This is a genomic window from Sphingobacterium sp. UBA2480, from assembly GCF_002341965.1.
In the GTDB taxonomy this organism is placed as follows: domain Bacteria; phylum Bacteroidota; class Bacteroidia; order Sphingobacteriales; family Sphingobacteriaceae; genus Sphingobacterium; species Sphingobacterium multivorum.
The window spans coordinates 249,541-264,596 of sequence record NZ_DDPA01000008.1; the positions used below are offsets into that span (position 1 = coordinate 249,541).

The 15,056-nt window shown below is 30.1% G+C and carries 10 protein-coding genes; all 10 read left to right on the forward strand.

The genetic code is table 11. The annotated features are described in order from the left end of the window. The first annotated feature begins 1 nt into the window (after nucleotide 1). The 10 genes from B3600_RS19825 (at nucleotide 2) to B3600_RS19870 (ending at nucleotide 15,025) form a co-directional block, all read left to right on the forward strand. Nucleotides 2–763 (forward strand): LytR/AlgR family response regulator transcription factor, encoded by a 762-nt coding sequence (locus tag B3600_RS19825; RefSeq protein ID WP_286754167.1) that lies wholly within the window; start codon nucleotides 2–4, stop codon nucleotides 761–763. After that, the gene (locus tag B3600_RS19830) at nucleotides 760–2,451 is read left to right on the forward strand and encodes a TlpA family protein disulfide reductase (RefSeq protein ID WP_286754168.1); all 1,692 of its coding nucleotides are present in this window, start codon (nucleotides 760–762) and stop codon (nucleotides 2,449–2,451) included. The genes B3600_RS19825 and B3600_RS19830 overlap by 4 nt, the downstream gene beginning before the upstream one ends. A gap of 1,307 nt (nucleotides 2,452–3,758) precedes the next feature. Further along, entirely contained in the window at nucleotides 3,759–4,013 is a 255-nt protein-coding gene (locus tag B3600_RS19835; RefSeq protein WP_286754169.1) for a hypothetical protein, read from the forward strand. Between the two features lie 628 nt (nucleotides 4,014–4,641). Next, entirely contained in the window at nucleotides 4,642–6,306 is a 1,665-nt protein-coding gene (locus tag B3600_RS19840) for a glycosyltransferase (RefSeq protein ID WP_286754170.1), read from the forward strand. A gap of 38 nt (nucleotides 6,307–6,344) precedes the next feature. Beyond that, nucleotides 6,345–7,391 carry a S41 family peptidase gene (locus B3600_RS19845; RefSeq protein ID WP_286754171.1) on the forward strand — a complete coding sequence of 349 codons (1,047 nt, stop codon included), beginning with the start codon at nucleotides 6,345–6,347 and terminating at the stop codon, nucleotides 7,389–7,391. 21 nt (nucleotides 7,392–7,412) lie between these two features. Continuing rightward, nucleotides 7,413–8,459, forward strand: a complete 1,047-nt coding sequence (locus B3600_RS19850; protein WP_286754172.1) for a hypothetical protein — start codon at nucleotides 7,413–7,415, stop codon at nucleotides 8,457–8,459. Beyond that, entirely contained in the window at nucleotides 8,459–9,343 is an 885-nt protein-coding gene (locus B3600_RS19855) for an LLM class flavin-dependent oxidoreductase (protein WP_286754173.1), read from the forward strand. The genes B3600_RS19850 and B3600_RS19855 overlap by 1 nt, the downstream gene beginning before the upstream one ends. 35 nt (nucleotides 9,344–9,378) lie before the next feature. After that, entirely contained in the window at nucleotides 9,379–10,599 is a 1,221-nt protein-coding gene (locus B3600_RS19860; RefSeq protein ID WP_286754174.1) for a lanthionine synthetase LanC family protein, read from the forward strand. Further along, the gene (locus B3600_RS19865; RefSeq protein ID WP_286754175.1) at nucleotides 10,572–13,703 is read left to right on the forward strand and encodes a lantibiotic dehydratase; all 3,132 of its coding nucleotides are present in this window, start codon (nucleotides 10,572–10,574) and stop codon (nucleotides 13,701–13,703) included. The genes B3600_RS19860 and B3600_RS19865 overlap by 28 nt, the downstream gene beginning before the upstream one ends. A gap of 110 nt (nucleotides 13,704–13,813) precedes the next feature. Beyond that, nucleotides 13,814–15,025, forward strand: a complete 1,212-nt coding sequence (locus B3600_RS19870) for a glycosyltransferase family A protein (RefSeq protein WP_286754176.1) — start codon at nucleotides 13,814–13,816, stop codon at nucleotides 15,023–15,025. Nucleotides 15,026–15,056 lie beyond the last annotated feature (31 nt).

Genomic DNA, 15,056 nt, shown 5'->3' on the forward strand with positions numbered 1-15,056 from the left:
CATGATCGACTATATAATTGTAGATGATGAGATCAACAACATCGAAATATTAAAAAGATACTTAGATAAATTTGAGAGCACTTTACGTTTAGTAGGCACCGCTATACACGTTGAAGAGGCAACTGTTTTGATTAATAATCAAAAACCCGAATTGGTTTTTCTTGATATCCAAATGCCCGATAAAAATGGTTTTGATTTATTACAAGCGCTAGAGAACAGAGATTTCGAAGTAATTTTCGTCACCGCGTATGACAGATTTGGTATTCAGGCGATTAAATTTTCAGCATTAGATTACCTCTTAAAGCCACTTAATTTTGCGGAGCTAGAAACTGCGTTAGAGAAAGCTATCTCAAAAATTAAATTAAAAAAATACAATTTAAGTTTAGAAAATCTGATTCAAAATCTTACGAACAAACAGCGAAAGACCCACAAAATAGCCCTACCGGCAGGAAGAGAAACGCTATATGTTTCTATTTCGGATATCATCCGCTGTCAGGCAGACAATAATTACACAGAAATATATCTTACTAGCCGTAGACCGATCATTATCAGTAAAACACTTAAAGAATATGATGACATGCTCCATGCATATGGTTTTATCCGTACGCATCAAAGCCATCTTATTAATTCAGAACATGTTTTATCGATCACCAAGGGACAATCAGCCTATATTTTAATGAAAGATAATTCAATAGTACCAATCGCAAGACAAAAGAAAGAATCTGTACTTCAAATTTTAAGTAAATCAAAAAACAAATTATGAAAATTAATCTATTTTATCTCCTTATTTTTATTATCCCTTTAAGGATCTTAGGGCAAACCAAGTCAGATGATTTTCCAATAACGGCCCCTAATTATAGTCAACACTCTTTGAAAAAATCATACCCCCAAATTAAGGGACGCGTAGTCAATTGGTCGGCTAATGATCTCCAGGATATAACGATAAAGTACAGTCTTGTAAACGTCGGAAATCCAATACAATCTTCCTATAGCATCAAGCTAGATCAAGATGGATCTTTTCTTATTACATTACCGGATAAACTTCCAAATCGTCAGATCTGGTTTACATTTGGTGATTATGTATATACCTGTCTCTATAGTGATGAATACCTTGAAATCACTTTTGATCTTGTTAAATTAAAGAAAAAATCTGTTTACATGACAGGTGATGGGATAAAATTCAGTGGAAAAGATGGTGATAAAAACCGGATTATGAATGAGTATATCCTTTTCAATAAAAGATATAATGAAAATTTTTCCGACAAAATAAGTTCAATCGCTACTGAAGATAATAACTATATAGCAAAATTAGACAGCATTTTTGCCATTCAACAACAAATCAATAGGAAATTTTATGCGAAATTTAGCGACACTTATCAAACATTGATTGAGGGGGAAACAAAATCAATCTATTATGCGAAGAAGCTTAAATATCTATTTCGAAATTCAATACAAGTAGACACAATCAGGGAATTGCTCACTCCCGTCTATTCCATATCAAATAATTCGCATGAATATTTCCAGTTTCTGAATTATTACATGCAAGTTGTAGGTTTTAAAAAAACAAAGAAAAAATTTAGTTTCATAAATCTAGCGTTATATTACGACGAAGTGCTTCCCTCCTTTTATGCAGATCTGCTAAAATTACAATTTGAAGATAGAGATATCAAAGAGCAATGTAAGCTCTATGAAGAATTAAGACCGACACTACATACTAGTTGGTCCAAAGATTATTTAGATTCACAAATTAAGGCGTTAACAAGAAAGATCGCTCAAATTGATTCTATCAGTGCTGCATCAGCGGTTATTCAACCTGAGGATTCAACTTTGGGAAAACTAATTATAAAGACGAGCTCTGGTAGCACTCTTTATATTGACCAACATAAGTCTGGTGAGGATCTTCTTAAAACGTTAAAGTCTGTCTTCGCAGGAAAGCTGGTTATCATTGATCTATGGGCGACTTGGTGTATTCCATGCATCCAGGCTATGCCCTATAGTAAAAAATTACATGCTGAATCACAAGTCTCCGAATTACCAATTGAATTTGTATATCTATGCACCTCCTCGGGATCAAACGAGCAAAAATGGCAAAATAAAGTATTGGAATTAGATCAGCCCGGCACACATCTTTTTGTTGATTCAAAAGTCTTGACTGAGATAATGAACACCTTTAACAAAGGAGGGTTCCCCTCATATATCCTACTTACTCCCAGTGGTCAATACGACTACAAATCGCTCTCGAGCATGCAGGGATTGAGCTTGGATATGCTAAAGCAAAAGCTCTTATATGTTAAGCGCCAGTATATATTAAAAACAAAAAACCTGCAAAATATTTGCAGGTTTTTATCTTTTGTAGCCCTTAGGGGAATCGAACCCTACTTGCATCAATCTATTTATCAGCAATTTACAAACCATCCCTATTTCTACTCACCGAATTACTCACTGGTTTGATATACGTTTTAGCTGCAAGTGCCTATGCTACAAATATAAGTTAAAATCTATCGCAAATACTTGAATAGATTATTATTTTGGAAAAATCTTTGATGTTACGACCGATATAGTCCGCTATCTTTATGATTCTCCAATATCAGATACTGTTTATTGAATGATTTACTTATTTTGCAACGAGTTCTATCTCACAATTTCTCCAGCTTAGAATTGCCTCCAAATGCAAATAATTTCCGTTCCCTGCTGGAAACTATTACACGGATGAAACCGTTTTAAGCTTCGATTATCTATAATTTATATGCGAAGCAGTACTACTATTTAGTGCCAGCAATCTTCCCAGTGCTCCACCTTAATTTTTTCAATCGTATAGATGGGCATAAAGTTGGTCGTTTTCTTTGTAATTGTCAATGAGTTTATCAAATGGAAGTTTTGATCCTATTGATCAGAGAAATTCGTAAATCGGTGCCATCAGCTGGGAGCGACTTTGACGAGCTGAATAATTAGACTAGAAAATCAATTAAGAACCGTATTAAAACTTTATAACGAATGTTTGCGACTTGAGTTTGGATCACCTTATCTTAAAAGATATAATAGAAAAAGAGCTCTTAAGCTCTGTAAGTGCAAAGAGCTAGTTGACGGGTTGACAGACTAATTGCGGATCAGAATCTCTAGAGCCTGTAAGATCGTCTGCGTGAGTCTCAGAATGTACTAATATACATATAGAAAGATGATCACGGCATAATTTGAAAGCTAATGGATCTTGGAGAAAGATAGCCTACGAGCACAATTCTTACCTTTTATGGTAAGATAAGCTTAGAAAGCATTGAGTGGAACAGAAAAAGGATGCTGTGAATTTAACGGAAATCAATTTAAAACTTATAATCAAACTCAAACGCTACATTCCTTCTAGGATTAAATTAATTGACTTTATGGATAGTTCGCTTGCCAACGTCCGAAGGTTTAGAGTACTCAATGTCATCGACGATTGCAGGTCACGGTGATCCCACTTTGCCTTTCGGTGTTTGAATGGACAATCTTAGATAGGTTTGAAAAATATTTTATCCAAAAATCCCGAATACGAAAATAAGTGACACGAATATAAGCGTCATTTGATATGTATCTAATGACGCTTATTATTCGTATCGATGCATTTAATATATTTTTTTTAAAAACTAAGATCATTTAGTGCAGTAATTTTGACCAACAGTAAACAAGCGACTCTCAGATCACTTTATTTTTTTCTATATTTTAAATTAATTTCACAATATTTATTTCTATATTGGTATAACAATTATAAAAATTTAATTACAATGGAAAAGAAAAAATTAAAACTGAATGAGAAAGTAATCTCAAAATTGAATTCTGAGTTGACTTCAGAGGAATTAAAAATGATTAATGGTGGTAATGCTGGTTCATTTATCTGTGTTACTAATCAAACTCCTGCGCCAACACCAACGCCAACACCGACACCAAAACCAACAACACCAACACCAACACCAACACCTGCTGCTGTATTAGCTTCAGCTGAAGATCCAGGTTTATCAATTTTGTGTTGTAGTAAATAACGGTATTTACTTTGTTTTTTGAGGACTAGGCAACAATAACTTCAAAGTATATTTGTTGCCTATCTTCACCTTCAAATCTATAGTTTATCGAAAAAATCATTAAGATAACCTAGTTTCAAGTTTTAATTTTGTAATAAATATTATTAAGAGAACTTCAAATACAGTTAAAAAAATAATATTTCGATAGACTAATCTATTATTTGATTTTTGAGAAGTTAAAATTATATACTAGTTTGTGGATTTATTTCCATGTTATAGATGACTATGATAACCACATAGAAACATTATCATAATAACTTATATCAGAATGGTTCAATTTATTGGATCTTTAATATGAAAAACCGGAAAACCAATACAATATAATGGAATTAATTTTATAACATTTACAAACCTGTATTTAACAAACCATGCAAATTATTTTATCTTACAAAATGGCGTGAGACTGAAGGAAGTTGCTTTAAAAATTTTTAGAGAATTTCTGTTCCTATTGCTTATAAGTTTGGTAATGTTTTGCCTTTAATAACGGGTTAATTTTGTGCCGTAATCATAAAAAGTTACGATGTGAAAAAGAATAGGAATATTTAGTTCGGGTGTGACATTTAAATTATCACACATATTTACAAATTAGATGGATAAGATATTATCAATTATAATACCCTTTTTAAATGAGGGTATAGAAGTAGAGAATACTGTAAGAAATATTTTAGATTTTTCAGACAATGATGTTGAAATAATTTTAATAAACGATGCTTCAGATGATGACTATGATTATCAACTGGTAGCTGAACAAACAAACGTTACCTATATAGTTAATAATGATCGTATGGGAGTTGCCGCATCTAGGGATTTAGGTATCGAAATTTCACAAACTCCTTTCTTCCTCTTATTAGATGCTCACATGAGGTTTTATGATCATAATTGGGTCAAAAAAATTGTCAATGAACTAACAAAAGATGATAAGACTTTATTATGTTGCCAAACAAGATCTTTAGTAAAGAAAAATGGTCAGCTAGTCAATCTGTATGACACAGAGATATCTTATGGAGCTTACGTTGATCTTGAAGATAAAAATTCAATTTTAGATGCAAAATGGAACTATATAAAGGATATAAGTAACGTAACAGATAACAATATGCTAATCCCTTGTGTTTTGGGTGCGGCATATGCATGTAGAAAAAAATTTTGGCAAAATCTTAAAGGATTAGAAGGGTTAATGTTTTACGGTTGTGATGAAGCATTTATCAGTATGAAAGTTTGGCTAGCTGGAGGTAACTGTAAATTACTTCTAGACACTGTAGTCGGTCATATATTTAGAAATAATGAAAGTCCTGTACCGTATAATAATGATAATAAATATTTTTTATATAATAAGCTTTTAATAATCGACACTCTGCTTCCTGAAGAAATAAAAGGTAGATTAAAATACAATCTTAAGTCTCTTTACACTCGTGAGATAATCATACAAGTAGAATATTTAATATATAAAAGCAAACAAAAAAGAGACGATCTACGTCAATATTTCACAACTAACTTTGATTTTAAGAATTACAAATTATTCACAAAAATTAACAATAGAAGTATTAATAGTGAAACTGATAGAAATCTACATGCAGTTTTAGAAATATTATCAATCTTAGAAAAACAAGTTGATGATCAACTTGAAAAAGGAATTGCAAATGGATTAATGGGTGTAATTATTATGTATTATAATTACGCTAATATCTCACATAACACAAAATATATTCAAAAAGCTGATAATTTGCTGGAAATGCTATTTACAAATATTACCCCTGATTCATATTATGGATTCTCATCAGGATTATGTGGTATCGGATGGGGATTATCCTATCTATGTCAAAATAATTTTATTGACTTTGAGGTAGATGAAATATTTGAATATATAGATAAAATGGTTATGGAAATAGATCCAAATCGAATCGTTAACTGCAATTTCGATTACGGTCTAGGAGGATTGGTTACTTATATACTAAGTAGGATTCATCTCTCGAGAATATCAAACAAGATACTCCCTTTCGATAATGATTTTTTGCTAAAAATAAATAATAGAATTAGATTAATATTAGATACTGAGTTAGCTGTTAATGAAACTTGCGATAGCATTCCGTCTTACATTGATTTCTTAGATTTTTATGAACACAGAAAAGAGACCAAACCCTCTACATTATTCGACTTATATTCAATATTTCAGAATAAAAATACAGATTTAAAATCTTTGACTCCTGGTTTATCGGGCTTAAGTGGATTAGCTTTAAATCTACTTAATTGCTCATAATATATCCTTTAACTACTTGTACTAAAAAAACCATTAAAATGAATATATATAAATATTTATTGTTATTGGTACCATTCTTATTTTCTAAACAAGAGTGTTACTCGCAAAAAAATAAGATCTTAGATACTGTGATAAATGAAATAAAACTAAATTCAATTTATAAAGCTAAGGTCAATTGGGATAAATTTATTCCGGAACTCTACAATTCAATCAACCCTGAAGCATCAGATTCGATTAATAGTATATTACCCGCAATAGAAAAGTTATACACAAAACTAGAAGATTATCACGGATTATTCTCATACAAAGGAAGGATTATTAAAGCAATTTATGAAAGTCGCCAATCTACAAATAATGATTCCACTATATACAAATATGCCCTAGACGAAAAATATGCATTTAGGACTAAAATAATCCAAAATAAATATGGCTATTTAGCTGTTCCTTCAATCCAACTTCCGATAGAAGATTTTATGGATCAGGAAAGTATCTGTAAAAAAGTGTCAGAAATGGCTCAACGACTTCAGGATTCGCTGAATGTATTATCATCAAACCAATTAAAGGGTATTATTATAGATCTTAGGTTAAATCTCGGAGGAACTTATTCTATAATAATTTCAGGTTTAAGTTCTCTACTTGGAAATGGGACAATCTTTTCTATTATTAAAGGCAATAGTTCTTCCATAATATTAAAAAATATAGATAATCATATTTACCAAGGAGATGAACTAATTTCTGTTACTAAAAAAGAGCACGATTTCAAAAAAATAAAAATCGCGATTCTTATAGGTCCATTTGTTAGTAGCGCAGGTGAACAAGCTGCTCTTGCTTTCAAAGGAACAGATAATACAATATTTATTGGAGAGAAAACAAAAGGATTTGCGAGCATGACAGAACTGGTTAAGTTATCAAAAGACCTTTTTTATACATATTCGACTGCTTTTATAAAAGACAACAAGGGACTTTGTTATGAAACTTTTGTATCTCCTGACCTAGAAATTAAAGGGGGCGATAATTATGAAGATATTAGCAATGATTCAAAAGTAAAAGCCGCGCTAAAATGGTTTAAAGCTGTTGAAAGATAGACTTAAATATACTCCGCAATAATGAAAAAAGATGATTTAAAACAACTTAACAACGACGCCAAATTTCAATTACTGGAATTAATCGAAAATACTTCTAAAGAAGACAATATCAAATTAAAGGATTTTCTAATAGATATCGAGAAAAATTATCTTCAAAAGGATTTTACCGAAATTCTTAATATTGATAAAAATAAATATCAAATTATCAAAGAATATACAATGGCTTACGGTGGATTAGTTAAGCATATTCGGAATTGCGAATCGCCTGAATCTAATCACTGTATCGGGCTAAGTGAAAAGATTTGGAAAATATCAACAAAAGAGAACTTTACCGAAAGAGAATCCGTTCTTATAAAACAATGGAAATTATCTTGTGATGCTTATTATTTTTATATAAATTCAAATTATGAGAGAGCTATAAAGTTAACAAAACTTTGTCTTTTCCACATCTCAGAATTAATAGTTTGGGGCTTGAATTCATTTTTCTTTCGATATATAGAACAACATTATAATTTAGCAAAAATTTATATAAAAAAAGGTGATATCACAAATTGTATTTCATCCATTAATTTCATATTAAAATGCCTTTTTGATGGCAGAATTTTAATTCACGATACTGTAAAACACGACATCAAACCTCACTATACTGATACTTCAATTCTATCCTTTTTTTCAATTCAATACTTTGGTCTTTGCATCAAGATTTACTCCCAGTTAAGAATAGTTGGCAATAAGCTACAAGACTACAGAATCTACAATAAGATCTTTTCAGGTGTTAATCTTCATAATTGCCCAGCAGGCTATGAACTTCTTCAAAAATGGCTGGTTATCAAGCAGTTTTTTTTCAAGGGAAATCATATAGATTTTCTAATTAATTTCACCGACTTCATCTTTTTGGCAAAAGATGAAGTTTGGGTAAATTTTAAGATTTCCTTAGTTGAAGATTTCACTTATATAGTGAGCAAAAAAAAGATTAACTCGATTACCATTAAAGGTATTTTGAAGTCAAAAAATTTAAATTGTGAAGATATTTGCAACTATATTTTAGACAATAACATAAATAAGTAATGAAATTAGGAATTTTAGAATTCGGAGTAGGGTATACAATCCCAAATAATTTTACAGATTATATATTCGAATATGCTCAGAAAGCAGAAGAGTTAGGATTTAATAGATTCTGGTTAGGAGAGCATTATTTTTCAAATGCCTCCTGGTATAGTCCTGAAATATTACTTGCACTAATTGCAGGGTTAACAAATAACATAAAAGTTGGATGTGCCGGTGTTCTATTAGGAATACATAAACCGTATGAAATTGCAATGCAGTATAAAATGCTCGCAAGTCTTTTTCCCGAAAGAATTGATCTTGGCCTCGCAAAAGGCAGCGCTCCAGTTCAAATCATTGAGTCTCTTGGGATTGAACATAAGGGCCAATATTTAGATAATATAACGAAATTATGTAGCTTCTTTACTGATAAAAAGCTGGCATTGAATATGCCGCCATGTAGTTTAATTAAGCCAGAAATATGGGGGCTAACTTCTGGTAGAAATAATTTCAACCATTTTGCAGTTCAAGGTTTAAATTGTTCAGTATCATTATTTCACATCCCTTTTGAGACAAATATAGTTAATTCACTGTCTATAGTGAGAGCAAATATTGACCAATACCGAGAGCTCTATTTGAAAACTTGGGGAAAAGAACCACAAATAAACTTCACTGTCGCAGGCTTATGTGAACAATCAAGTTTTTTAGCAAAAAAAAGATGGCTATCAGTAAAAAATAAGCTTGAACTACTAATTTATAATCCAATTTTAGGAAGTCCTACTTCCATTTATGATAAAATAGCCTTTTTCCAAGAACATTTAAATATTGAGGAAATCGTATTCCTCAATTTAGAACCGGATCCCAATGGTAAAATAAAAGGTATCACTCGTTTATCAAAAATTTATTAAAATAATTTTCAAAATTAATTAAAACAATTTACAATATGAAACCTAAAGCAGAAAATAATCGCTTTAAACCATCATTTATTAAAAAACTAATTTTGAAATCAAGCAATAAAATTCCGAAAGAACTGAATTTTGAAAGGGACACCGCTCTTGATATTGTTTGCAAAATTCTCTTTTGGGCTTATATGGGAAAGATACACGGGTCAAATAAATTCACTGAAATAGCAACACATTTAATCGAAGATCTAATTGAAAATCTAGATAAAATAGATTTAGTTAATAAAATGAGTATTTTAGAGGGAATACCGTCTATCCTATTTATGTTCCAAATATTGGAGGCAGACGACTTAATAAATATATCCTTAGACGATACTTCAGCAAAAGTTTTGTTAAATAGATTACAGAATTTAATACTTACAGAAACAAAAGACGGTAACGTTGATTATTTATATGGACTCACAAGTGGGTATTATTGTTTATCATATTACATGGATGACCATTCTATTTTTTCTTTTGTCAAAGAAAACATAGAATCCTTTATAAACCTAGCATGTGAAAATGAAAATGAACTCTATTTCCAAAATAAGGTGTCACCTAATAGTGATCAAATATTTCTCGGAACTGCGCACGGTCAGGCAAGTATTATTTCCCTCTTGTGTAGATTATACAAATTTGGTATAACACACACACGTGTTAAAACTGCAATTGAAAAGAATATAAATTTTATAACGCAACTTGATAGGAATAAAAATGATAAAAAATGTAGATTCCCGATGAGGATTAATGAAAGAATAATTAATGAATACTCCAAAGAACTCCGAATCGAAGCTAATCTGCAAGAATATATGATTTATAACGGTTGGTGTCATGGAGATTTAAACATCGCGTTATGTATCTCTGCATATGCACAATGTTTTCAAAATCTCTCAAAATTAGCTTTTGCAAAAGATATAATGATGAACGTTATTCAAAATAATATATTTAATGAGGCCCAAAGAATGAATTCATATGTATGCCACGGAAGCTCTAGTGTATCTTTACTACTTACACATTTTAATACCGTATTCAATGACGGTTCTATTTCAAATGCAAGACGTTTTTGGTTAAATAAAACAGTTGAACTTTACTCACATGAATTAGATAGCAACGATAGCGAAGAATCTTTTACTTTTTTAGGGAGCTTATTAGGTACATCTTTCATTCTTTTTTCAGAAATTTTAAAGAATACGTCTTGGCAAAGATTAATGCTAATTCATTAATAATAAAGTTAAATTATTTATTTCATATGACGAACCAAACAACCTTATATACAACGCCAAAGCAAATTGTTCTTAGAACCCCAGCATATTCAATATCGTTTATAGATAAATTTGAAAAATTAAATAAAAATAATGAATTATTTTTATTCAAAGCTGGCGTTCTTATTTCATCCAAAGATCTATTTGACAAATGGAACAAAGACGATAATAATAGTAATAAACTATTGTTGTCGTTACACAAATATTGGTTAAGATCATGTACTAGAACAACTCCATTCGCAACATTTGCAGGCTGCAGTATTTTAAATTTAGCTAAAGAGTCTAATATACTGTTGGAAACTTCTCATGAAAATTCGATTAAAATTAGACTTACGTTGAATACAGTTGAAAAATTGGTAAATCTATTAAAAGATGAACACTACAAAAACATACTGGAAAAATCTAAATTAATTCTTAACGACAGCTTTTATAACACAAAATTCAGTTATAGATATTTTAAACTTATAAAACAGAATAACAAAAAAGATTATTACCTAACATCTGTCAAAAAAGATAAATATCTTAATAATATTGTAAGAACTCTTAAAAAGGGAGCCATATCCTTTAAAGATCTTTCATATTTATTTATTGAAAAATTCCCTGAAATCTCTTTAAAAGAAGCAGAAGACTATATAAGCGATTTAATTAATGCTCAAATTATAGTTTCTAACTTTAACATATCTATTACAGGTGATGATTTTCTAGCACAATTATTAATGTTAATAAAAGGCAACGACATTATTTTGAAAAGAGAAATAGAGGAGGAATTGATCAAAATAAATAAGTTATGTAAAGCTCCGTCGTGTGATTTGAAATTTTTGGACAAATTAAATGAAAGCATATCCAAATTGACAGGCTCTCAAGATATAGGTTTTATTGCCGAACTATTTCCTAAAACTATGATAGGTGAAATTAATTCTGAGACGGTCGAAACAATTATTAAACAAGTTGAAGAGCTTCAAGATTTTTTCTATGAGGAACAAAATCAAAATTTAGAAAACTTTAAGCACTTATTTCAAGTACGATACGGTGATCAAAAAATTCCTCTTTTAGAAGTTTTAGACCCTAGTACTGGTATTGGGTATGTAGGAAGTGTTGACCAAAACAATAGTATTAATAAACATATAGAAATGTTAGGAGGCATTCTCAATGAAGAAGCTACCTTTCCTATAAATGAACTAGGGTCAATATCCAACTTCATTTTAAAAAAGTATATTGAATTTGTACAAAGTGAAAAAAATTTTATCGAAATTACTGAAAATGACCTTATCTTAAGACCTAAAAAAATATTGGATAAATCTCTTTTTCCAAATTTTTCATCAATGGTTGGCTCGTTATTAAAAGAGGGCAGAAATAACTTTATTTTTAATTTAACGGGATTTGGAGGCGTAACAGGAGGAACAAATATTTTAGGGCGGTTTGCTTACGGAGATGAGCAATTACGTCTATTATTGAATGAATTAACATTGACGGAAGAATTAAGTAATCCCCATTGTCTCTTTGCAGAGATAGTCCATTATCCAAACGATCAAGTGGGAAATATTAGCCAAAGGCCTCCATTACGTAAATATGAAATCCCATTCATTGCAATGCCAAGTGTTGGAATAAATAGTATTATACCGCTCCAAGATCTTCTTGTATCTATTGTTAATAATAAAATTATTTTAGAGAGCAAGACTCTCAAAAAACAAGTAGTTCCAAGATTATCTTCTGCTCACAATTTCCGTCTTAATACATTACCTGTATACCAGTTTTTAGGCGATCTACAGTTTCAAAATGTCCCAATTAGTGACTTTTGGAATTGGGGACTACTTCAAAATCAGTCTTATCTTCCTAGAGTAATGTATAAGAATTTAATATTAAGCCGAGCCACTTGGGTTTTAAACATTAAAGAGATCGAATTAATAAGTGATTATCAAGAATATTTAACTATCGTAAAAAGAAAGTTAAATATTCCCGATATAGTATGCATAGTTAACGGAGACAACGAATTATATATGGACTTTAAAAGTCATAAATGTCAGTCAATTTTAATTGATTACTTAAAAAAAGGAAAGAACATTATATTAAAGGAATTTTTATTCACAGCTGAAAATTCCCTCGTACATGACACAAAAGGTGACCCTTATGTCAATGAGCTTATAATCCCGATTTACAAAAGAAAGCCAGACATAATAACCTCTACTATTAGTAATCGAAAGATCCGGAAAGAGAAGTATAGTATTAATAGCCAATGGCTTTTTCTAAAAATTTATGGAAATAGAGAGCCATTAGAAGATTTTTTATCCATTTTTATTTACAATTTTTTAAATAAAAATAAAAATTTATTTGAAAAATTCTTTTTCATACGATACATTGACGAAACAGGTTTTCATTTGAGATTACGTTTTCAAAATGCGGTGGGTTACGAGGAAAAAAATGTTAAAATAATACAATTAATAACAAATCTTCTTGAAAAAGTTGAATATCATAGAATATTGGTTGACGAATACGCTCCGGAATTTAATAGGTACGGAGGTGAATTATTGACATCGTATGCGGAAAGTTTTTTTCATTTTGACAGCTATTGGACAATAAAATTTTTAAATCACTTCAATAAATTCGATGGCGAAGACAATCTCAGAATGTGGTTTGCCATAAAAAGCACTGAAAGATATCTAGATGATTTTTTTAAAATAATTAAAGACAAATATAAATTTGTCGCACTAATTCGTGATAATTTCTTCCAAGAATTCAATATCCAAAAAAAGTCTTATAATAAAATTAACAGGATCAATAATTTCATTAAAATAAATGAGAAGGGAGATGCAAAAACTGTTATTAATAAAATATTAGATTCTAGATCCAAAAATATTAAAGATATAATAATAGAGTTAACGAATAAAACTAAAAAGTATGATAATATTTTATTGTACAATATAATTGCGAGCTACATACATATGTCCATAAATAGAATATTTCCCAATAGACAACGCGAAAATGAGTTGATCATTTATAACTACTTAGAAAGACAATTGCATGCAGAAAACAGTAGGGCAAATAAAGTAAAATATCATCAAATATGATTTTCAAAAAATATTGAAATAAAAACCAATACTCTATAGTTATGCAAAGAGAACTAAACACCTTTTATTTTATTTGGGTATAATTATATTATTAAATTTTAAACGCAATTATGATAGCTACTTTTTTTTTAACAAAATCAGCATTTTCAAATGAACTTGTTTATAAAGAATTAGATATTGTCCAATATCCAATTACTGACGATATATTTCAAAATCTAAAATTAGCTATTGATTGGGCGAATCAAAACGATGAAGAAATAATCTACTTTATTACAGGAAATAACATAGAAACAAAGTTTAATTTTAACTTACTTGAAAATACAATTAATGATCTCGTTGAACAGGGAGTTTTTAGTATGTATGTAAATGTTCAAACAGAATATACCGTTAAATTTACGCCATGCCTAAATCTAATCTTTGGAATAACTGAAGTACGATCTTTTATTTTAACAAAACCTCTTTTTTCCCATATTACTTCATTTATGGCCGTAAAAGAGACAATAAAAGGCATTACCTGGACCAATTTTCTTCAAAGCATTTTGCCTAATAATTTTTTGTTTACAGGTGCAGAATCTCCAATATTACATTTAGAAAATAAAATATTTGCTATATCACCTTTCAGAAATATTAGGAATTATATTGAAGAATATTTTGAATCTATCAAGATTCAAGATTATAAAAATTATCACATAACATTAATTGATGATTGTTCAGTAGATAATAGTCTGTCTTTAATTCCAGACAATAGTTTTATTACCAAGATTAGAAATACAGAACGCAAGTATGCTCTAAAGAACACGATAGATGCTTTGATGAGCAACACTTCTATAAAAGATGAAGATATAGTATGTATTATAGATGGCGATGATAAATTATCACACAAGTATGTATTTAACATATTAAATGCTGTGTATCAAGATCCCAATTTATTATTCACCTATGGTGCAATGAATTATATAGGAAACAATACAAAAATTGGAGCTAAATATAGTGAATACGAATACTATAATCTACGGAAATCAAATTGGAAAATTTCTCATTTACGAACCTTCCGATATAAGTTATTTAAAAAATTAATTGAAGTTGATCCCGAACTAAATTGTTTAAGAAATGCATCCGGACATATTCTGAGGATGCCATCTGATATGGCTTTGCTTTTTCCTTTAATGGAAATAGCAGGATATAATCAAACTAGGTATCTGGACACCCCGCTTTATAAATACCGTGTCCATGAATTCAATGATCATTTTGTTAATACGATTGAACAATATGAGGGAGATATCGAAGTAAGAAACAAGACGCCATTTAAACCTCTGTTCTAAAATTTTTTTGGAAATTAAAATTTGGAAATAG